The 21,854-nt window shown below is 62.9% G+C and carries 16 protein-coding genes; 2 read left to right on the top strand and 14 right to left on the bottom strand.

Translation table 11 applies throughout. From position 1 onward, the window contains the following. The first annotated feature begins 142 nt into the window (after positions 1–142). A complete protein-coding gene (locus tag FBX99_RS26970) occupies positions 143–1,657 on the top strand; it encodes a hypothetical protein (RefSeq protein WP_145133517.1) in 1,515 nt (504 codons plus the stop codon). A gap of 92 nt (positions 1,658–1,749) precedes the next feature. Here the strand turns inward: FBX99_RS26970 and FBX99_RS26965 are convergent, their stop codons facing one another. The 14 genes from FBX99_RS26965 to tssA all read right to left on the bottom strand — a co-directional run bounded on the left by FBX99_RS26965 (position 1,750) and on the right by tssA (position 19,874). After that, complete coding sequence (locus tag FBX99_RS26965; protein ID WP_144929050.1) at positions 1,750–2,028, bottom strand: hypothetical protein; 279 nt, start codon at positions 2,026–2,028, stop codon at positions 1,750–1,752. A gap of 1 nt (position 2,029) precedes the next feature. Next, positions 2,030–6,466, bottom strand: coding sequence for an RHS repeat-associated core domain-containing protein (locus FBX99_RS26960; protein ID WP_144929052.1), 4,437 nt, complete (start codon positions 6,464–6,466; stop codon positions 2,030–2,032). 12 nt (positions 6,467–6,478) lie between these two features. Next, positions 6,479–6,913, bottom strand: coding sequence for a DcrB-related protein (locus FBX99_RS26955; RefSeq protein WP_144929054.1), 435 nt, complete (start codon positions 6,911–6,913; stop codon positions 6,479–6,481). A gap of 18 nt (positions 6,914–6,931) precedes the next feature. Beyond that, positions 6,932–8,863, bottom strand: coding sequence for a type VI secretion system tip protein VgrG (locus FBX99_RS26950; RefSeq protein WP_144929056.1), 1,932 nt, complete (start codon positions 8,861–8,863; stop codon positions 6,932–6,934). Between the two features lie 162 nt (positions 8,864–9,025). Beyond that, the gene (gene tssH / locus FBX99_RS26945) at positions 9,026–11,716 is read right to left on the bottom strand and encodes a type VI secretion system ATPase TssH (protein ID WP_144929058.1); all 2,691 of its coding nucleotides are present in this window, start codon (positions 11,714–11,716) and stop codon (positions 9,026–9,028) included. Then, complete coding sequence (tssG, locus tag FBX99_RS26940; RefSeq protein WP_144929060.1) at positions 11,709–12,761, bottom strand: type VI secretion system baseplate subunit TssG; 1,053 nt, start codon at positions 12,759–12,761, stop codon at positions 11,709–11,711. The genes tssH and tssG overlap by 8 nt, the downstream gene beginning before the upstream one ends. Further along, a complete protein-coding gene (gene tssF, locus FBX99_RS26935) occupies positions 12,725–14,584 on the bottom strand; it encodes a type VI secretion system baseplate subunit TssF (RefSeq protein WP_144929062.1) in 1,860 nt (619 codons plus the stop codon). Before tssF ends, tssG begins: the two co-directional genes overlap by 37 nt. Beyond that, entirely contained in the window at positions 14,581–15,093 is a 513-nt protein-coding gene (tssE, locus tag FBX99_RS26930) for a type VI secretion system baseplate subunit TssE (protein ID WP_144929064.1), read from the bottom strand. Before tssE ends, tssF begins: the two co-directional genes overlap by 4 nt. After that, entirely contained in the window at positions 15,087–15,524 is a 438-nt protein-coding gene (locus FBX99_RS26925; RefSeq protein ID WP_145133515.1) for a hypothetical protein, read from the bottom strand. Before FBX99_RS26925 ends, tssE begins: the two co-directional genes overlap by 7 nt. After that, positions 15,524–15,973, bottom strand: a complete 450-nt coding sequence (locus tag FBX99_RS26920; protein WP_144929068.1) for a type VI secretion system amidase effector protein Tae4 — start codon at positions 15,971–15,973, stop codon at positions 15,524–15,526. The genes FBX99_RS26925 and FBX99_RS26920 overlap by 1 nt, the downstream gene beginning before the upstream one ends. An 81-nt stretch (positions 15,974–16,054) precedes the next feature. Next, positions 16,055–16,543, bottom strand: a complete 489-nt coding sequence (locus FBX99_RS26915; protein ID WP_047698356.1) for a type VI secretion system tube protein Hcp — start codon at positions 16,541–16,543, stop codon at positions 16,055–16,057. A 206-nt stretch (positions 16,544–16,749) separates the two neighbouring features. Then, positions 16,750–18,246, bottom strand: coding sequence for a type VI secretion system contractile sheath large subunit (gene tssC, locus FBX99_RS26910; RefSeq protein ID WP_047698355.1), 1,497 nt, complete (start codon positions 18,244–18,246; stop codon positions 16,750–16,752). A gap of 2 nt (positions 18,247–18,248) precedes the next feature. Beyond that, the gene (tssB, locus tag FBX99_RS26905) at positions 18,249–18,755 is read right to left on the bottom strand and encodes a type VI secretion system contractile sheath small subunit (protein WP_003177230.1); all 507 of its coding nucleotides are present in this window, start codon (positions 18,753–18,755) and stop codon (positions 18,249–18,251) included. 81 nt (positions 18,756–18,836) lie between these two features. Continuing rightward, positions 18,837–19,874, bottom strand: a complete 1,038-nt coding sequence (gene tssA, locus FBX99_RS26900) for a type VI secretion system protein TssA (RefSeq protein WP_144929070.1) — start codon at positions 19,872–19,874, stop codon at positions 18,837–18,839. 417 nt (positions 19,875–20,291) lie between these two features. Between tssA and tagH the strand changes: the two genes are divergently transcribed. Then, positions 20,292–21,824 (top strand): type VI secretion system-associated FHA domain protein TagH, encoded by a 1,533-nt coding sequence (gene tagH, locus FBX99_RS26895; RefSeq protein WP_144929073.1) that lies wholly within the window; start codon positions 20,292–20,294, stop codon positions 21,822–21,824. The last annotated feature ends 30 nt before the right edge of the window (positions 21,825–21,854 follow it).

The raw sequence follows: 21,854 nt of genomic DNA, 5'->3' as shown, positions 1-21,854 counted from the left end.
ACAGCCATAACAACTACCTGCCGCCAATAGCCATGGAGCAGCAGGCAGCTTGATCACCGTAATCGGTGTCCGGAAAAACTTGACCAGAACAGGCTTGCTCCCACAGGTTTAACTGACTGGCATTTCAAGGAAGGCAGGCGTGATGCAATCTCGTTTTGATCCGCTGGTACATATCGACTGGAAAACACCCGGCGGCGAACTCCTGGGGTTGCTCCAGCATTACTACCCTGATATCGACCTGTTTACCGGCCAGCCATTCGAGGCGTTGCTGGATGAACTCTCCAATGAAATGCCCGAGATCTGCTTCCAGGCGCTGGCGAGCGCCCTGGCCGAACGAGGCTACGACCTGTGGAACCTGGATGCCGGTGGCGATGATTACCGCCCGGTGATTATCCTGACCGATCAGCGCGAGGCGTTTGCCAGGCACTGGCAAGACCAGGAGGACTTCACGCCGAGCCTGATCGAGCCGCAGAAGTCCGTCGCCGCTGAGGGAAAAGCCGCACGCAAGCCGGCCAGGTCCAAGCGCGGCAAACTGAACTGGTTGCAGGAAGTGCACGACTATCCCGGCCCCACCTACGTCCATGATGACAACTACCACAACGGCTGGGCCGGCATTACCGAGCAGGACGATGAGCAGTGGCTGTGTTTCCTGATTGACTACAACCAGTGGCCGCCCGCCGAGCAGGACATGCTCGAACACCGCACCGACGGGCTCGACGGCGCCGATCTGCAGCTCATCGACGCCAATGCCCAGCGCAGCCTGTGGCGGCGTCGGGTCAGGAGAGGCGACTACAGCTCGGATGACCGCTATAAGTACGAAGTTCGCCAGGGCGACGACATCCAGGCTTTCGGCCCTGCTGAGGTGGAGTGGCCAGGGTTCGAACAACCCAGCGTCGTGGTGGATGCCGAGGTATTCGAGCGCCAGCGCCTCTACGAGCCGGTACCGATGACGCGTATCTGGCGGATCACGGCGCAGGCCAGCGAAGTCATTTTCGAACACCCGGATGAACTGACGATATTGCCCATCGGCCCCCGTCGCCTGCTGTTCATGCAACACAACGGCCCACTGTGCTGGATCTGGAGTCAGGACCCACCGCACCAGGCCATCGCCGCCAGGCCGATGCCGGCGGTGGACGGCTACCACCTCAGGGCGTCGACCGCGTACCTGGGGGGCGATGAGATCCTGCTGTTCAGCGAAGACAAGCGCAAGAACCTCGAAGACCCACGCTACCACGAGACCGTGCTGCGGGCGTGGCGCTTCAACGTGCTTACAGGCACCGCAACGAAGGCGCTGCTGGATGGTTTTGGCAGCGAGGTGCGCCAGGACACCCGCCTGCTCGTCACAGAGCCAAAGAACCTCATTACGTTGCGCACGTTCCACGGGCGTATTCATGTCAGCCGGGGACACGGCGACTGGTGGGTGTGGAACTACGCCACCAATACATTCGGCTCGCACACCCTGGCCTGGTTCTGGAATCAGCTCGACAACCAGGTGCTCAAACTGTCCAGCCAGGATATCCGGCGTATCAAGCCGCAGGTGCGCTATCTGCCGGCCCAGGACCGCTACCTGGCGTTTGAAGCGGATTTCGTTGCCAGGTTGCCGGTGTTCGACGAAATGCTTGAGGCCAAGGGCGGCGAGGTGTTGAATTTCGACTGAACGGTGCGCAAGGCACAAGGACTGCGCTCTTGGTCACTGCGGGTGCTGGTCTGCCCTTGGGGGCACAGCACTTCACGATCCATTGCTGTGGGTTACGGCATGCTCATCAAGGCCATCCTCAGGCGCTTGATCAGTTTCGGACTCTTGAGGCAATCGACCGGCCGTTTGTTGCCCAGCGCCGGCACAACCTGTTCCATCCACCACAAACCCTCCTTGAGCCCGCGTTTGCCATAGAGCACCACGGCCATGTCGAGGTGGTCGTCCATGGCCTTGGCGAGCGTGTGGGCGTTGTCGTCGAGATAGTCCTCTTCGTACAGGCGCACGAAGGTTCGCCAGTCGGCGTCGCCGACGTATTCGTCTTCCAGTCCCATGTCAAAAACCTGCAAAGGAAATCAAGTTGCTGCCGGTCGGGTTTCGCGCCGACGGCGCCAGGATCCCATCATAACCGTTGGCCTTGGCCCAGGCGCCAATCTGGTGGGTCTGGGTGTATTTGTTGCCGGTGATGCTTTTAAGGGACACGCCCAGTTGTTTGCGCACATCGGCCCGGGTCAGGTCGAGGACGTTGTTGAGCTGCACCTTCTTGCTCACCAGCACCCGCGTGGACAGGTCAACGCCCCAGTGATTGACCTCACCCATGGCGGTCTTGCGCGAGTTGGCGCCATAGACGCCACCAAGCCCCGGCGCGGTATAGCGGTGCCGGGCGGCAACGTTCCACTTGTGGGCGGTCCAGGTGGTGCTGATCCGCCCGGGTTCCTCGAACCGATAGACCGTCCGGTTGACCTTGCGCCCCTTCGGCGGGGTGGTGCATTTCATCAGCCCCAGGGGGTCGATCCAGCTCACCGGGTTCGGTGCGTACTGGTAGAGGTTCAATCCGCCGGCAAGGCCGATGGGGTCCGGCGTGGTGAAGCGGCCTATGTCCGGGTCGTAGAAACGCAGGGTGTTGTAGTGCAGCCCGGTTTCCCGGTCCAGGTACTGGCCCTGGAACCGCAAGTTCTGCTCTTCGATGTAATAGGGTTCGCGCAGCTCTTCGGCGGTGCTGCCCCACACCTGGTAATGGGCGCGCCAGAGCGTATGGCCGTCGCTTTCCGACAGTTGTTCGGGCTGGCCGTTGAAGTCGTTGTGGTAGTACCGGACTTTCTGCTGTGCACCGAGGCCATCGACCCGCGCCAAAGGCTCGTGGCCGTCGTCGGCATAGATGTAGAGGCTGGTCTGGTTGTCGCGGTGTTCCTGCAACAGTTGCAGCGCATCCCAGGTAAAGCGGGTACGGCCCAGCGGGGTAGCATGGCGGTCGTACTCGGTTTTTTCGATGCGTCGGCCCAGCGGGTCGTAGGTCATCTTCACGACCGAGCCGTTGTCGTTGTGCACTTCCACCAGGCGCTGTTCGGCGTCGTACTTGAAGCGCTGGACACCGCGTCGGCTGCTGCGTTTTTCCACCATGCGGCCGAAGCCGTCGTAGCGGTAGCGCTTGTCCTGATAGGTCAGCAAGCGATTGTGGGTGACGTGCCCGGTGCCCATCAGTCCGTCGAGCAGGTTGGCGGCCGGGTCGTAGGCGAAACCTTCACGTTGACCTTTGAGATTGTCCTGGCTGGCGAGGATGCGGCCGGTGGCGTCATAGTGCAGCAGTTGACGATGGGGTGCTTCGGGCTGGTTGTCGAAGCGCTCCACCAGTTGATCGCTGCCGTCGTAGGCAAACAGCGACTGCGCCGCTGGCGGCAGCAGTGTCGACTGCTCCTGGTGCCGTCGCTGGCGGGCCCGCAGGCGACCGCTGCGGTCGTATTCGCTGCGGGTGCTGAGACGGCCCTGGGTGCGCAGTACTTCGCGGTGCAGGCGGTCGCGCTCGAAGTCGCTGATGACCTGGCCGTCGAGGTTGATCTGGTGCAGATGGCCGCTGCCGTAGTGCAGGCGGTTCAGCCAGCGGCCATCGGGAAGCTGTGTCTGGGTGAGGTTGCCCAGTTCGTCATAGTGATGCTCGAGGCGACCGGCCCACCCCTGTTCGGCGATCAGTTGCCCAAGCGCGTCGTAGCTGAAGCCGATGCTTTGCTGTTCACCGGCCAGGCCGGTGAAGGTGATGGCCTTGACCTGATCGAGGGCGTCATAGCGGTATTCGGTGCGTCCGTCGGCGGTGACCTTGGCGACCAGTCGACCCATGGCATCGCGTTCCAGCTCATGGATGATGGGGGCTTGCGGCGAGAGGTCCAGGTCGGTGCTGCCGGGAACGGCGAGGGCTTGCACGCGAGTGACATTGTCCAGGGCATCGTAGGCGTAGCGCTTGAGGCTGCCGTCCAGGCTGTGCTCGGCGCTCAAGCGATCACCCGCATCCCAGGCAAACCGATAGCTTTCGCCGTTCTCGTTGGTCAGGGCCAGCAGCCGCCCATAACTGTCGTAGCTCAACTCCACCCGCCGGCCGTGGGCGTCGGTGCGCAGGCGCAGTTGACCGCTCGGCGTGTGCTGGAACGATGTGGTGTGACCGGCGGGATCGCTATAGCCGATCAACTGGCCGCTGGCATCGCGTTGATAGTGTTCGATGCGACCATCCGGCAACTGTTTGCTCAGCAACCTGCCCTGGTCGTCGTAGCTGAAACTTGTGCGTTCCCCCTGCGCATCGCTGCTGCTGAGCAGCAGACCGCGCTCGTCGTAGTTCAACCGGGTGGTGTAGCCGGAGCAATCGGTGTGTTCGCTGAGTTGGCCGAGGGCCGTCCAGCGCATCGTCTTGCTTTTGCCGGTGGCGTCGATGACCTCTACCACCTGGCCGTGGGCATCGTGGCGATAGCGGGTAATGTGGCCTAGCGGGTCGGTTTCGGCGATGCAATTGCCCCGTGGGTCGTAGCGGTACTGCCAGGTATTGCCTGCGGCATCGGTTTCCGCCAGGGGCAGGGCCCAGTGTTCGAGCCACAGCGTCGACTCGCTGCGCCCGAGCGGGTCGAGGGTCTGGCAGAGATTGCCCGCTTCGTCATAGCTGAACCGATGCTGTCCACCGTTGGGGTCGGTCGCCCCCAGCAACTGGCTTTCGTCGTTCCATTCGAATGCCCAGGTGCGATTCAGTGCGTCGATGGCTTCGGTGATCTGGTAGCGCGTATCCCAGCGCCGGGTGCTGACGCGATTCAAACCGTCAGTGATGCGGGTGATGCCGCCGGCCAGGTCATAGTCGAATGTGTAAGTATCGCCGGCGTCGGTCCAATGGCGGACCACGCGCCATTCCTGGCCTTCGACCAAGGCCCATTCATAGAAGCAGCGCAGCCCGGTGGGCAACTGATGCTCCACCATCCTTCGCCCGAGGTCGTAGGCATAACGGCGTTTGACCTGGCTATTGGACTGGCGCACCTGCGCCAGGTCTCCCTGGGCATCGTAGCCGTAGTACATCAGCACTTCACGGCGCTGGTCAGGGTAGAGCCGGTCGATCCGGCTGACCCGTCGTGGCCAGCGCTCGTCATAGGCCAGTTCGACCTGCACCAGGTCGAACGTGTCACGCAGTCGTACCAACTGCCCGGCTTCGTCGTAGTCGAGGTGGATGCGGTTATCGTTGCGATCACCGAGCTGTTCCAGGCGCAGCAGCGTGGCATTCGCCGGTGTGGGCTTGAACAACCGGTACAAGCCGTCCGCGCTTTCGATCAGCAGTTCACCGTTGGCGTGCCGCCGCACGCTGAGGCCTTCACCGGGACTGAATACCGCGCCGCCCAAGGGGATCGACCCCATGTCGATGCGCCGGCCTTGTTCGTCGGTATAGACCAGGGTTTCGCCACCCTCGGGATGGGGCAGGATCTCTACGCGTATTTCGTAGGCGACGCTCCAGCCGGCGCCGAACAGGCCGTCCCGGCGCTCGTCGCGACTGTTGTAGAAACGCTGCCAGTCGATGGGCAGGATGCCGGGCAAGACGAAGTCCAGTTCCTCGACGTCCGCCAACACTTTCGCGCCGGTCGCCGCATGCACCGGGTTCGAAGAACCCATGGCCGCGTTGGCCGCCGCGCCCATGGCACTGCTGACCGCCATCGAGGCCGCACCGCCTATCAACATGCACGGCAGGTTGCTCAGGAACTTGCCTTTGCCGCCCTTGAGCATCAGCAACGCGGTCACCGCCAGCCCCACCCCCGGCGTCTTGCCGCTGCGAATCTCGCGTACCACCACGGTGCCGCCGCCGATGGTCACGTCGGGGGAAATCAACCCGGACGACACCACCTTGGCCTCGCAGGTACTGCGGTCGCCGCTGCGCACGGCGGGCTGGCCGTTGATAGTGACCTTGTCCGAGCCTTCGGCCAGGAACTGCGGCGGCATCGGCGGGTGCTTCAGGCAGGTGATCATGTCTAGCGGCTTGGGCTCTGCACCGGGGGCGGGCGTGGCGACGGTGGGGCGCCACATCTGCGAGAAGAAACTCTCGGCCATGTCCAGGTAGCTGGGCTCGGGTTCTTCCAGCTCGGTTCCGGTCGGTGCGACATGGGACTCGATGGCCCCGGCAGCGCGAGCGGCGGGAATGTTGTTGGTCAGGGTGTCGGTGGAGCCGGTAAGGATATTGGCCTGCACCGTGGGCGGAAAGAGGGCGTTGCCGATGCCTTCGCAGATATTGCTCAGGCCCTTGTCGGCCCCGGTCTTGCTCATGGCGATGCCGACGACCGCGCCGACCACGGCGCCGAGCAGGAAGCAACCCAGGCCGCCGGTAGCGACCGTGATGCCGGTGGCCGCCACCACGGCGGCGGTGGCGACGGCGGTGATCGCGATGTTGGCTGCCACCTCCAGCACACCGCCGAGGATGTCGGCCATCATCGAGGTGTGATCCAGCGCGTCGCCCAGACGGGCGGCCCAGAGCGCATCAGACATGCAAGTCGCCCATCAGGCCGGGCCGTCGAACACTAGCGAACCCTTGATCGTTGCCCAGTGCGCGGCTTCGGCATCGCCGAGTGGCTCGGCCTTGACGTAGCTCAGGGCAAACATCTTGCGCGTGCCGGGCAGCACCAGCGCCAACTGGAACTGGAAGACCTTTTCGTTGCCCTTGCTGAACTGGCTGCGCAGCTCGATGCCTTCGACTTCCTGATTGGCGCCCAGACGCACGCTGGCGCCCGGTTGGCAGCGCAGTTCCTGTACCTGTTTTTCCAGACGCCCCAGCTGGTCGTCGAGGTTGCTTTGCAGGGTTTCGCCGTCGGCCAGCAGGCTGCGACTGACGATCAAGGACGTGCCCAGTTCGGGGAACTTGAGGATGTTGATTGTCGCGTCCAGCAACTCGCTGGGCGGCAGTTGGAGCTGGAATTCGTTGATGCGATAAGTCATGGCGCCTGAATCTCTGGATTAACCCTTGGGGAATGCGGCTTTGACGTTGGCGTCGATGCTGGCCTTGACGCCCTGGCCATCAGGGGTGGCACCAGGGCCGCCGCCATTGTTCAGGTGCAGGACGCCGCCGGTGTTGAACTCGGCATCGCCCTTGGCATAGAAGCTGATCTGCACGCCGGTCAGGTTGATCTGGCCGCTGGCATTGAGTTCCAGGATGCTTTCACCGCAGACCAGCCGCAGGTTTTCGCCCACTTCGATCACGTAGCTCTGGCTGATGCTGTCGGTCTTGCGCTGGCCGACGCAGAGGATGTCTTCCTGCTTGACGATGCGCAGGCGGTTGTTGCCGATGGTCACTGTCTCGTCATGGCCGATGCTCTTGTTGCGGTCATGGCCCACCGAATGGCTTTCATCCACCTCGACCACGATGTCCTGGTTGCGCTCGGCATGGATGTACAACTGCTCGGCGCCTTTCTTGTCCTCCATGCGGATTTCGTTGAAATTCGCCGGCGTGCCGCCCTTGCTCGAACGGCTCTTCATGCCGCTCTGGGTCGCGTTCTCAGGCAGGTCGTAGGGCACGGTCTGCTCGGCGTTGTAGACTCGACCGGTGATGATCGGCCGGTCCGGGTCACCTTCGAGGAAGCTGACGATCACTTCCTGGCCGATGCGCGGAATTTGCATCGAACCCCAGTTCTTGCCGGCCCAGGATTGCGACACGCGGATCCAGCATGAGCTGTTTTCGTTGGACTGGTCGTGGCGGTCCCAGTAGAAGTGCACCTTCACCCGGCCGAACTGATCGGTCCAGATTTCCTCGCCCTTGGGGCCGACCACCAGGGCGGTTTGCGGGCCCTTGACCACCGGACGGTGGGTGATGGGCAGCGGTCGATAGCTCTGCTGGGCGGCGATGCAGGTCAGGCTGCTTTCGAACTGCGCCGAAGGGGCGCCGCCGCTGGTTTCGCCGCTTTCCTGGGAAAGGTAGTAGCGAGCCCCGACGATCAGGTATTCACGGTTCTGGTCCTGGCGGGTGAAGCCGGTCAGGCTGAACAGATGACCCGAGCCCAGGCCCCGTGCGTTACCGGCCAGCTCGACCTGTTCGTGCAGGGTCTGCAAGGCTTCGATGCGGGTGCGGGCATAGTGTTCGCCATCTTCGCTTTGCACGTAGGTGCCGGGGTAGTCGTACAGCGGATAGTCACCGGCGGCATGGGGACGGGGCATCGCCGAACGCACGTCGATGCGCGCACTGGGACGCTGGAAGTCATAGTCGTTGAGTTCCAGCGAGCCCGGCTGCACCTCCTGGGCCAGGTGCCAGTCGTGAATGTGGTCGCGCTCGCGCTGCTGCTCGTTCTTCGGGTAGTAGGGCACCGAGGCGTAGCCGGGCGCGCTGGTGTGCGCACCGTAGGCATCGGCCAGTACCAGCACATGACGACCCTGCTCGTGACGGAAGAAGTAGTAGATCCCTTCCTGTTCCATCAGGCGGCTGACGAAATCGAAGCTGGTCTCGCGATACTGCACGCAGTATTCCCACTCGCGATAGGGTCGGCTCAAGGCGTCTTCGAAATCGGAGAAACCCAGGTCGCGGAACACTTGCTTGATGATCTGCGGGATGGTCAGGTTCTGGAAAATCCGGCAATCGGAAGTGCGGGTCAGCAGCCACAGCCAGGGCCGCAGCGTGGCCTGGTAGCTGGCGAACTGGCCTTGGTCGACGTTCTGGCTGAAGCGCGCCACGATGCCGTGGAAATGCCGCTCGCCACCGCCGTCCAGCTGCATGCTCACGCACATGGGTTTGCCGAGCACCTGATTGAGATCGATGGCGTTGTCCAGCGAGTGCAGCTGCAACTCATAGTTGAACAGCCTTCCCAGCTCTTCACCGCCGCCCATGTCCTTGAGCAGCAGCACCTCGGGCCCCAGGGGGCTGGTGATTTTGGCCAGGCGTGTGGCTTGGTTGAATAACATCGGTGATCTCGTCGTTGTAAGGGCTGCGCCGCTGTTTCCCTGAAGAACCGGATCCACTGTGGGAGCGGGTTTGCTCGCGAATGCGGGGTGTCAGCCAATATCTATGTCACTGACAGATTGCCTTCGCGAGCAAGCCCGCTCCCACAGGGTTATCGGCGTGCCTCAGGCCGCGTCGCTGAAGTTGTACTGCAATTCGTTATCCACCGCGCTGATCCGCACGCCGGCCATGGCCTTGCCTTCGAGCATGCGGGTCAGGAACTCGCGGCTCATGTCCGGCAGCAGGCTGTTGGTCAGGATGGTGTCGATCATGCGGCCGCCGCTTTCGGTTTCGGTGCAGCGCGAGACGATCAGGTCGATCACCGCGTCGTCGTAGTCGAACGCGACCTTGTGGGTGCTCTCCACGCGCTTCTTGATGCGGTTGAGTTGCAGGCGGGTGATGGCCTTGAGCATCTCGTCGCTGAGCGGGTAGTACGGGATCGTCACCAGGCGGCCGAGCAGGGCCGGCGGGAAAATCTCCAGCAGCGGCTGGCGCAGGGCCTTGGCAATCTCTTCGGGTTCGGGCACGTCCTGCGGGTTCTTGCAGACATCGGCAATCAACTCGGTGCCGGCGTTGGTGGTCAGCAGGATCAGGGTGTTCTTGAAGTCGATCACCCGGCCTTCGCCGTCCTCCATCACGCCTTTGTCGAACACCTGGAAGAAGATTTCATGCACGTCGGGGTGGGCTTTTTCCACCTCGTCCAGCAGCACCACGCTGTATGGTTTGCGCCGCACGGCTTCGGTCAGCACGCCGCCTTCGCCGTAGCCGATGTAGCCCGGTGGCGCGCCCTTGAGGGTGGACACGGTGTGGGCTTCCTGGAACTCGCTCATGTTGATGGTGATGACGTTCTGCTCGCCGCCGTACATGGCTTCGGCCAGGGCCAGGGCGGTTTCGGTCTTGCCCACGCCGGAGGTGCCGGCGAGCATGAACACGCCAATCGGTTTGCTCGGGTTGTCGAGGCCGGCGCGGGAGGTCTGGATGCGTTTGGCGATCATCTGCAAGGCATGGTCCTGGCCGATGATGCGTTTCTTCAGGTGCTGGTCGAGGTTGAGCACGGTCTCCAGTTCGTTGCGGGCCATGCGGCCTACCGGGATACCGGTCCAGTCGGCGACCACCGAGGCCACGGCCTGGTAGTCCACGGTCGGCAGGATCAGCGGGGTTTCGCCTTGCAGGGCGGTCAGGCGACGTTGCAGGTCTACCAGTTTCTCGCGCAAGGCGTGGCTTTCGTTGTCGCAAGCTTCGCTGGCATCTTCGCTGTCCACCACGCCGACGCGTTCGCGCAGGGTGGCGCGGGTGGCGAGCAGTTCGTCCACCAGGGTTTTCTCTTCGGCCCAACGGCTTTCCAGCTCGGCGAGGCGCTCGCGTTCGGCGCTCAGCAGGCTTTCGGTCTGGGTCTGGCGAGTGCCGATGACCACGCCGATGGCGTGTTCACGGGCGATGATTTGCAGCTCGGTTTCCAGCGCTTCGATGCGCCGGCGGCTGTCATCCACTTCGGCCGGCACGGCGTGCAGGCTGATGGCGACGCGGGCGCAGGCGGTGTCCAGCAGGCTCACGGACTTGTCCGGCAACTGGCGTGCAGGAATGTAGCGGTGGGACAGTTTGACCGAGGCTTCCAGGGCTTCGTCGAGGATTTGCACTTGATGGTGCTGTTCCATGGTCGAGGCCACGCCGCGCATCATCAGCAGGGCTTTGTCTTCCGACGGCTCGGCCACTTGCACCACCTGGAAGCGCCGGGTCAGGGCCGGGTCTTTCTCGATGTGCTTCTTGTACTCGGCCCAGGTCGTCGCGGCCACGGTGCGCAGGGTGCCGCGGGCCAGGGCTGGCTTGAGCAGGTTGGCCGCGTCACCGGTACCGGCGGCGCCACCGGCACCCACCAGGGTGTGGGCTTCGTCGATGAACAGGATGATCGGCTTCGGCGAGGCCTGGACGTCTTCGATGACCTGGCGCAGGCGCTGTTCGAACTCACCTTTCATGCTCGCGCCGGCCTGCAGCAGGCCGACGTCAAGGCTGCGCAGCTCTACGTCCTTGAGGGCCGGCGGCACGTCACCGGCAACGATGCGCAAGGCAAAGCCTTCGACCACGGCGGTCTTGCCCACGCCAGCTTCACCGGTGAGGATCGGGTTGTTCTGCCGGCGGCGCATGAGGATGTCCACCAGTTGGCGGATCTCTTCGTCACGGCCGACGATGGGGTCGAGCTTGCCGCTGCGGGCCTGCTCGGTGAGATCGACGGTAAAGCGCTTGAGAGCTTCCTGTTTGCCCATGGCGCTGGGGGCCATGGCGCCGCTGGCTTCGCCCGGCACGGCGCCGGCATTGAAGCCGTCGCTGGCGGTCAGGGCGTTTTCCGGGGAGTCGCCGACGTATTCGTCAAAGCGCTCGCTCAGGGCCTCGGCCTTGACCTTGTCGAACTCCGACGACAAGCCCAGCAGGGCATGGCGCAGGCTTGGGGTCTTGAGGATGCCCAGCACCAGGTAACCGGTGCGCACCTGGCTTTCGCCGAACATCAGGCTGCCGTAGACCCAGCCGCGCTCCACGGCCTCTTCGACGTGGGAGGACAGGTCGGTGATCGAGGTCGAGCCCCGTGGCAGGCGGTCCAGGGCGTCGGTCAGGTCCCGGGCCAGGCGCGCCGGCTCGACATTGAACTGGCGGATGATGCGGTGCAGGTCCGAGTCCTGCAGTTGCAGCAACTGGTGAAACCAGTGGGCCAGTTCCACATAGGGGTTACCGCGCAATTTGCAGAACACGGTGGCGGCTTCGATGGCTTTGTAGGCCACGCTGTTGAGTTTGCCGAACAACGCGGCGCGACTGATTTCACCCATGCTCATGGCTCCTTGAGGTCTGTGAGGTGTTGGCCTGTTCGGCGTAATGCCGGGCCAGTATTAGATCGTTGGCATCGGTTTCGGGCTGCCCCAGCCAAGTGTTGAACCCCAGGCGGAAGCGGCCGTTGAGTTGTAACGCCGGCACCTCGGACTGTTCCAGGACCAGATTCAGGTCCCAGTCCAGTTCATGGCCCAGGTATTCAGCGACCCAGGCCACCAGTTCGTTGAACGGCTCGCCACCGGGCAACATGCCCATGTAGTCGACGAACTTGAGCGGCCCGAGGCGAATGCGGAACTTGTGCTGGCGGTCCCACACGTAGCGGCCCAGGCAGAAGTCCACGCCCAGTTGATGGGCGCTGACGCCGACGCGGCTGCGTTCGGGCAACTCCAGCCATTGGCCGACGTATTCCTCGATTTCCACCGGCAGGCCGAAATACTCGCTGAGGATGGCTTTCAAACCGTCCGGGTAACGGGTTTGCGCCGCCAGGTGACCGCTGTAATGCAGTTTCGCCGTGTCGGGGATCAGCCCCTGCTGGAGCAGGCTCGGCATGCCTCGACCGCTGAGCGCCGCCAGGCGCGCCGACCAGTAGTCGTCGTCCGGGCGGTCATGGCTGACCGTTGGCCGTGCCTCGGCCCAGGCCCGGTAGAACAGGCTGAGCAGGCGATGGTGGAACACATCGAGGAAGCGTTTGCTGGTGCTGTCGGCGTTGTTGCGCTGACGTTCGCGCACGTACTCGGTCATGTGCAACGGCATCGGGCCGTTGGGGCCGCCGAGGCCGAAGAAGAACTGTTCCAGCCGCGCCGGCGCACCGTCGACGCCCGGTTGCACCGAGGCGAGGGTGGCCGGGGCAAAGGTGCAGTCGGCCTGTTGCCCGAGGCGCAGCGGGTCATCGGCCAGGCGCAGGGAATGGCCCAGGCGCGGCAGTTCGGGGGTTTCGCACTCGATGCGCCGCAACGCCTGGAAGAAATCGTATTCCCAGGGTTCCTGGTGCATCGCCTCCAGGGTACTCACAGGGTCGGACGACGTCCGGGCTTGGCTTTCCATCGCATGATCTCGCCGCGTTCGGTGGTACGGATCACCGTCTCGGTAAAACTGTTGATCGACACGTAGCGTGCCAGGAAACGTTCGAACACCGCGCCAAGGAGAAACACCCCGGTGCCGCGGAACGCGTTTTCATCGAATTCCAGGGTGATCTCCAGGCCCCGACCGAACACGATCGGGCCGGGCATCGGCAGGCGTCGCGTGCAGGCCTTGCTGCTGACTTCCCGCAGGCCTTCGATCTGCAATTGCAGCGCCGCGTCGTTGCTGTCGCCGTAAAGGCGCAGGAGTTCACGCAGGGCGGCGGCGCCCTGGCCTTGTTCGCTCAACGACAAGTAGTTCAGTGACAACTGGCTGATCAGCCGCCAGGCCTTGGCGTCGTGGGCATGGCTGGCCCGTGGCCGACTGGGACCTGCCACGCAACGCACGGCGCCGACCGGTGCACTGTCGGCCAGGGTGAAGTCGGTCTTGCCGCTGCCCACGCTCATGAACAATGGCAGGTCGCGGTTGGTGCACAGCGCCGTCACGCCCAGTTGGCGCAGATCATGGCGGTAGGGCGCTTGCTGACTGTCCACCAGGCTGACAAAGGTTTCGCTGCCGATATAAGTCGAGCGCGGGCCGTTGCGTCGCTGATCGCTGGACAACACCCGGGGTTCACGGCGCACCGTGTAATAGGCTTGGTCGCGGCCATAACGGGACGGATCGCGCACGGCATAGAACGGCAGGAACGGTTGCTCCGGCCCGGTGCCGTGACCGGTGAGACCGGTCAGCGAATGCACTTCGAAGTCCATCGGCCGGGTGCGGTCGGCGATCACGTGGTGCTCGTTGACCCGCTCCGACAGGTGGATGCGGTCCAGGCGCTTGGGGAACAGATTGATGGCCGGGGTGCAGAACGGCAGGAACTGCGCGGCGCCGACGCTGCCTTCCAGGCTCGGGTCGTGGCGGTCGAACAGCACGATCAACTCCAGCTCCTGGCCGTCGCAACGCTTGACCGCGCGGCTCAACTGGGTGAAGTCGACAAACAGGAAGCGCTGGGGCAGGGCGAAGTACTCCTGCAGCAGGCGATAGCCCTGGAATGCCCGCGGCACCACCGGCAGCGCAGCGTCGATGTCGTCGAAGCCACGGGAGCGCAACGCATCCTGGGGCAGCCGCTCGACCCAATGGCCGCCGGGCTGGCGCGCGAACACCGCACAAGCGCTGCCCAGCAATTGTTCGTACAGGCGGAACGGTTGTTCGTCGGCGCCACTGAGGTACAGCGGCAGATTGTCCAGGGCCAGGCTGTTGAACGGCAATTCGGCCCCGGTGCGCAGGGTCAGACGCAGGCCGGCCTTGGCTTTCGGCTCACTGGCAGCCAGGCGTCCGAGTACCGTGGACGGGTTGCCGAAGTACTCGGCCTGGCTGACCTGCAACGGCCACAGCGTCACCGAGTGGGCGGTGCGGTACTCGCAGCAGGTCTGGGTTTCCCGCCCCAGGGCGGCGCGCAGAACGCTGTCCCGGGGCAGCTCGAAGCCGCTGCTCAAGGACCCTTCGTCCGGGTCGGCCTGCATCTGCACCACGGTCATCGACGGCGTCGGCGCCAGATAATGGGGGTAGGCGATTTCCAGCAGGTTGTGGGTGAAGGTCGGGTACTCGGCATCGAGCTTGAGTTGCACCCGCGCCGTCAGGTAGGCGAAACCTTCCAGCAGCCGCTCGACATAGGGGTCGGCGCAGTCCATGCCGGACAACGTCAACCGGCTGGCGATCTTGGGGTATTCCTTGGCGAACTCCGCCGCGCTTTCGCGCACGTGGTGCAGTTCCTGGTTGTACAACTCCAGCAGGCGCGGGTTCATGGGCGTCTCCGCTGATCGGCGTTGACCACGCGCACATGGCCGGTTTCCAGGTCCAGGTCGGTTTGCAGCATCAGGCGCAACGGCACCGGCTGGGCCCAGAGGTCGCCCTCGATCTCGAAACTCAAGGCGTTGTGGTTCATCTCGGCCGTCGACCGGGCCCGCACGCGCAAGGTATGGCGCAGGATACGCGGCTCGAAAGTGGCAATGGCCTGCTGGATCAGGGCTTCCAGCGCCGAAAGATCAACGTTCGAGGCGCTGTTGCCGGCCAGCGCCGGCAGCCCGAAGTTCACCACCGAGGTTCCCGCCGGGGTATGCAACGTGGCGTCAGCGTCGAGCAGCGAGGTGGTGTTGAGCAGCCACGCCAGGTCACGCAGCACCGAGGCTTTCAATTGGGTCAGGGACAGCACGCGCTTGTCGGCGCTTTCCTTGGGATTGGTCGGATCGTCGTCGGTCAACCGGTCCAGCAAGGACGGTTGCAGGCGATCGCGAGTGGCGATTTCAGTTACCACGTAAAAGGTGCCACGTACATTTTCTGGTCCCAGTGGCCAGGCCCGCAGGCGGCGAACTGGCTGACGTCCGCGACTTCCATCGTTCCCTTTATCTGGCGCACCGCCTGGAGTTTGGTCAGGCAGTCGCGACTGGGCGCGGGCATGTGTTCGCTGCGTTCAACGGCGAAGATCGGAACCTGGTTGAAGATCTCCACCCGCAATTGCTTGTCCGGACCCACGCTGAACTGGCAAGGCCATTCCATATCGAGCGCCATCCGGCTCTGGTCAGGTTTGACAAGCGTGCAGCGACCTTGATCGTTGATCAGGCTCACCGGCTGCCCGACGAACATCGCCTGGGTCGGCGCAGCCGTGGCGACTGTGTCCTGTCCGGCGCATGCACTCAGGTTGACGAGGCTTGCCGTCAGCGCTGAAAAGAACAAGGGATTCCGCATCACGCAAGCTCCCAGAACCAAATGGCTTTCGAGCGTGAGAACAGGTCGCCACTTTTGGTCAAGCCGCGATTCCACAGGTCGATATGGTCCCCGGTAGGGCGGCCGGCAGTGTCGCTACTTTGCTGGTAGCAGTCTTTGAAAAAAATGATTCCAGTCTTGCCCATCAGCGTCGTGCGGTCCGTCACGCTGTTGGTATAGATTTTCGGCGGACCGAGGCGGCTCTTGTTCCATAGCCAATTGGCCAATGACTCCGCGCCGCGGGCATGTCCATGGGCGCACCGAGGGTCCAGCGTATAAGTCGATGAATTGACCGGCAGGGTCTGTTCCCCGCACAAGGCGATGCTCATCCGGATGGCGCATTGGTTGATGTAAGGACCATCGCAGGCCGGATTGGCGGACGGGTAGGGCGGGTAGCTGTTCCACAAATTGATAAATGAAGGCTTGGCCATGACTCAGACACCGCGCGGTAAAGGATTGGATGAGAGCAAGCACCAAACACCCCCGGCGCGTGGCACCGGGGGCGTGTTCGATTACACCTTGACGTTCTGACGCACGTTCCAGCCGAACTTGACCGGACCGCCTTCCTTGCTGCCGTCGGCTTTCTGCGGCTGGTAGTCCACCAGCACCTTGGCGAAGTTCAGGGTGACGTTTTCGGTCAGGCGATCATCGCTGCCCGAGCCGCCGGTGCTCAGGGAGGTGATCAGCACTTCTTCCAGGTTGATGATCATGTACTCGACCTGGCTTTCACCGCCGGCCTTGCGCACGGTCAGCTTGACCTTGTCGATGTGCTTGCCGCTGGCGCAGTGCATCATCAGGTTCGGCGAAGCCTTGTCGACGTACTTGGTCAGCGACAGGTCCTGGATGTTCACCTTGCCGGCGCCACCGCCACTGCCCATGTGCATGTTGCCGGACTGGGACATGCCCCAGCTCCAGTTCAGGACGTCAATCTCGTCCTTGTGGGCCTTGTCCATGGACTCGCCCTTGATGTCGCCGATCTTGATGAAAATATCAACAGCCATGTTTTCTCCCTGTGTGGTTTCTAACCACATTGTTTGGTTTGACGCTGACCTGCGAAACTATTTTGGATGTCAGCCACGACAGCGGACCTGTGGGAGCGGGCTTGCTCGCGAATGAAGGTCGGTCAGCCAACGCTGATGTCGACTGATCCGGCGCTTTCGCGAGCAAGCCCGCTCCCACAAGGTTCGGGCGTGCCAACAAATACTGTTTACGCGCCCTTGGCCGACGGCAGTTTCGATACCAGGCGCAGCGACACGGTGAGTCCTTCGAGCTGGTAGTGCGGACGCAGGAAGAACTTGGAGTTGTAGTACCCCGGGTTGCCTTCGACTTCTTCGACGATCACTTCGGCCGCTGCCAGTGGGTGCTGGGCCTTGGTGGTTTCGGTGGAGTGCGCCGGGTCGCCGTCGACATAGTTGAGGATCCAGTCCTGCAACCAGCGCTGCATCTCATCCTTCTCTTTGAAGGAACCGATCTTGTCGCGCACGATGCACTTCAGGTAGTGGGCAAAACGGCAGGTGGCGAACAGATACGGCAAGCGCGCGGCCAGGTTGGCGTTGGCGGTGGCGTCCGGGTCGTCGTATTCGGCCGGTTTCTGCAGCGACTGGGCGCCGATGAACGCAGCGAAGTCGGTGTTTTTCTTGTGCAGCAGCGGCATGAAACCGTTTTTCGCCAGTTCCGCTTCACGGCGGTCCGAAATGGCGATCTCGGTCGGGCACTTCATGTCCACGCCACCGTCGTCGGTCGGGAACGTGTGGGCCGGCAGGTTTTCCACTTCACCGCCGGACTCCACGCCGCGGATGCGCGAGCACCAGCCGAAGTGTTTGAACGAACGGTTGATGTTCACGGCCATCGCGTAGGCGGCGTTGGCCCAGGTGTATTTCGAGCTGTCGGCGCCGTCTGTGTTTTCTTCGAAGGCGAAGGCTTCCACCGGGTCGGTCTTGGCGCCGTACGGCAGGCGCGCCAGGAAGCGCGGCATGGTCAGGCCGATGTAGCGCGAGTCTTCCGATTCACGCAGCGAACGCCAGCCGGCGTATTCCGGCGTGGTGAAGATCTTGGTCAGATCGCGTGGGTTCGACAGTTCCTGCCAGGAGCCCATGCCCATCACGGTCGGCGACGCGGCGGAAATGAACGGTGCGTGCATTGCTGCACAGACTTTCGACAGCTCGCCCAACAGCTCCACGTCCGGTGGCGACTGGTCGAAGTAGTAGTCGCCTACCAGGCAGCCGTATGGCTCGCCGCCGAACTGGCCGTATTCTTCTTCGTACATTTTCTTGAAGAGCGGGCTCTGGTCCCACGCCGTGCCCTTGAATTTCTTCAGGGTCTTGTGCAGGTCGGTCTTGGAGATGTTGAGCACACGGATCTTCAGTTGCTCATCGGTCTCGGTGTTGTTGACCAGGTAGTGCAGGCCACGCCAGGCGCTTTCCAACTGCTGGAAGTCCGGGTGGTGGATGACCTGGTTGACCTGGGCGGTGAGCTTGGCGTCGATGGCGGCGATGATCGATTCGATCGACTTGATGGCGTCGTTGGACACCAGGTCGGTCTGCGCCAGGGCCTGTTCGGCCAGGGTACGCACGGCGGTCTCGACCGCTTCGCGGGCACGCTCGGTCTTGGGCTTGAACTCTTGCAGCAGCAGGGACGCGAACTCGCTGGTTTCTTCAGTCGCGCCCAGGTTCTGTGCGCCTTCGCGGACGGTATTGTCGGTCATGATCATTGATCCTGTGCTGGCTTCGGCGCGCTCGCCAGGGCCTGCAACAGCGCTGGGTCCTTGATCGCCTTCATGATGATTTCTTCGGCACCGGTCTTGCCGTCCATGTAGGTCAGCAGGTTGGCCAATTGGGTGCGTGCTTCGAGCAACTTGTTCAGCGAGTCGACCTTGCGGGCCACGGCTGCCGGGCTGAAGTCGTCCATGCTTTCGAAGGTCAGGTCCAGGCTCAGGTTGCCTTCGCCGGTCAGTTCGTTGGGCACATGGAACGCTACGCGTGGTTGCATGGCCTTGAGGCGCGAGTCGAAATTGTCGACATCGATCTCAAGGAACTTGCGGTCGGCCACGGGTGCCAGAGGCTCGGCGGGCTTGCCGGCGAGGTCGGCCATCACGCCCATGACGAAGGGCAACTGGACCTTTTTCTCGGCGCCGTAGAGCTCGACGTCGTACTCGATCTGCACTCGAGGCGCGCGGTTGCGCGCGATGAATTTCTGAGAACTTTGCTTCGCCACGTTGTTGCTCCTGGTCGCTTGAGCGACGGTGTTGGCGTCATCCGGTGGGGCCGGTGACGTGACTGCGTGATCCGCTCGCTGTTATTCGCTGTCCGGGCCGCGCAGGTTTTCAAATTGGCTCATGCCGTCGGGAATCAGGTTGCGCACGATGGCCGCGAAGTCGGCGTGCACCAGATTCTTCGCCCGATTCAACAGCACCGGCAGGGGGCTGGAGGGCTCGTGACGGGTGTAGTAAGCAAGAATCCGGTCCAGGCTGCGCAGCACGTCGTCGCGGTTGTTGATTTCACCGCTGACCGTGCTCGTGCCGGTGTTGCGCGGTGCGCTCGGCGCGCTGGTGTATTCGGCTGGCGCGGTACTGTCGTCAGCGACCGTGTCCGGGAGGGCGCTGTCGCCGCTCTGCGGTGCGAACTGACCGAGAATCTGCAATGCCATCTTCAGCGGCTGCTTCAGCGGGCCGAGGTCCACGCCCTGGGCGGAACCGACCTGGTCGCTGACCTGCTGTTCGATGGCTTCGGCGGCGGTGCGAGCTTCCAGCAGCGCCGCGCGGGTGATTTCCAGTTGCTCGGGGTCGCAGTCGCGCAACGCGCCGGCAAGCTGTTCGGCACCGAGGCTTTCATCGGCGAAACTTTGCAGGCCGCTGGCGTTGGCGGCGGCGCGCAGGGTGACAGGGCCGAAGGCGCGTGAACGGGCCAGGATGCTTTCGCGCAGCAGGCGGATGGTGACATCGGACGTCAGGCCGGCGAGGGCGTTGATGCGCACGGTGGGATCGTTGTCGTCATCGGCGTCCAGGCGCGGGTGCAGGTCGGCCCAGTATTGCTTGAGCAATTCGCTGATCAGCGTCAATACGCGAGCCAGGCCTGGAAGGCCTTCGAGGGCCAGGGAGCTCTGCAACAGGAAATGGGTGATGCGCAGGTCTTTGCTGCGTTGCAGCAAGTCCAGGCTCTGTTGCTGGATGCTGCGCCACTCGGGGGGCTCGGCGGGCAATATCGAGTCGCCCATGCTGCGCTCGGGTTGGCCTCGGGAATCACGTTCCAGGCGCAGGAAATCCGCGTCATATTCCAGGTCTTCGCCGCAAGGCGAGTTCGCGGAAACGGCGGCGAGCAACAAAGGCACATCCACTTGGATCGATCTCCCTATCGCCCGCTGAAGAATGAGTCGGGCAGTTCACACGCAAGTTCCGGGTGGAACTTCGCATGTCCCTTGACGGTAATGGCCCATTAGATGCTTGATGATCTTAAAGTGCCATCATTGATATTCAAGAAGTTGTGCATTTTTGGTGTAGTACTTATCGCTTGTCAAGGTAAGCTATTTCCACTCTGTTACAGTTGTGAGGCGCTTAACAACCCGCGCGACTGGCAGGTCGAGGAAGGTCCTGGGAGCGGTTTTTTGTCATGCAGGCCGGTTAATATCAGCCATCATGCTGGCAAAAAGCCGTTTCGCGGCTGTTTGCAAGGTTTTCCGGTGAGCGCCAAGGTGAATTCCCCCTTCGGCTTACCGCGCGCGCAGACGTTTGAAAGTATTCGGCAAGGAGGCGAGATGCCGCTGTGTTTGACTATCACTAGTTATCACAAGATTACCCCCGGTCAGTGTTCTGAAAAGTCCATGAACCAGGGAGTGATGGCAATTGGCCGTAATTCCGATAATGACTGGGTATTGCCGGATCCTGAACGGTTGGTGTCCGGTAAACATTGCGTTATTCAATACAAAGACGGCCGGTATTATTTAACCGATAACAGCACCAATGGCGTGGAATTGGTCAAGGCCGGTGTCCGCCTGCGCAAAGGCAACAGTGAGCTCTTGCAGGATGGCGAGATCATCCGCATCGGGGATTATGAAATCCAGGCGCGTGTCGACTTCAACCTGCCTGTTACCGACAGCAACCCCTTTGCCGAGTCGCCCAGCAGCTTCGAGGCCTTGATGGGCCGCCAGGCGGCCGCGCCAGTGAATAACCCCGCGCCGGCTCCCATGGTTCCGCCGGCGCAGTTTCAGGGCGTGTCAGCCATGGACACGATGCCGGACCTGTTCGATTTCCTCGCGCCGCCCAGCGTGCCGCCGGCCACCCAGCCCGATCATGTGCCGGCCCAGCAGCACGATTTCCGCCCGCCGACGCCGATCCCCCGTCCCAGCCCGCCGCCTGTGGCAGAGCCGGTGGCGATGAGTTCCGCCTCGGTGATCCCAGAAGATTGGGATCTGTTCAGCGACAAGCCGGCCCCCGCACCCGTTGCCCCGGTGGCCATCGCTCCGCCGCCGGTTGCCCAAATGCCGGTGGTCGAACCGGTAGCCGTGCCTCAGCCTCCCGAGCCAGCGATCCCGGTGCCGGACATCTTTGCGCCTGAAACGAGTGTCGCCGAGTTCAACCTCGCCGATATCCGCATACCGAACGAACCTGCGCCGCAGCCCGAACCGCCGGTGGCCCGTGTCGAACCGCCAGTCGCTCCAGTCAGGCCGGTTACGTCGGCCGTTCCGGTCGACGCAACCCAACCCGATCTGCTGCAAGCCTTTCTGCGCGGTGCGGGCCTGGATCAGTTGCGCCTGGACAAGGCCCAGGCCGAGGCGCAGATGGAAAGCATCGGGCGCAGTTATCGATTGATGGTCGAAGGCCTGATCGACGTCTTGCGTGCCCGCAGCAGCCTCAAGGGTGAGTTCCGCATTCAGCAGACGATGATCCAGCCGGTGGAAAACAACCCGCTGAAATTCGCCCCCAACGTCGATGAAGCCCTGCTATTGCTATTGCGTCACGGCAACCAGGCGTTCATGGCGCCGGACGTGGCCGTGCGGGACAGCTTCGATGATCTGCGTGCCCACCAGCTGGCGGTCATGGCCGGCGTGGAAGCGGCGATCAAACATTTGCTGGCGCGCTTCGAACCGGCGCAACTGGAAGAACGTATGGGCAAGCCTGGCGGGCTGTCGGGGATTTTCAGCGGCTCGCGGCAGGCTCAGTACTGGCAGCAATTTACCGAGCTCTACAGCAATATTTCCCGGGAAGCCCAGGAGGATTTCCAGGACCTGTTCGGTCGTGAATTCAGTCGTGCCTACGAAGAACACAGTACCCGACAGCGACGCCGTTAAGCGTCGCTGTCCATAACCCTTCACAAGACA

Source organism: Pseudomonas sp. SJZ074 (assembly GCF_007828215.1).
Lineage (GTDB): Bacteria > Pseudomonadota > Gammaproteobacteria > Pseudomonadales > Pseudomonadaceae > Aquipseudomonas.
The sequence above is the reverse complement of the archived record's forward strand: the minus strand, read 5'-3'. Positions and strand labels throughout refer to the sequence as shown.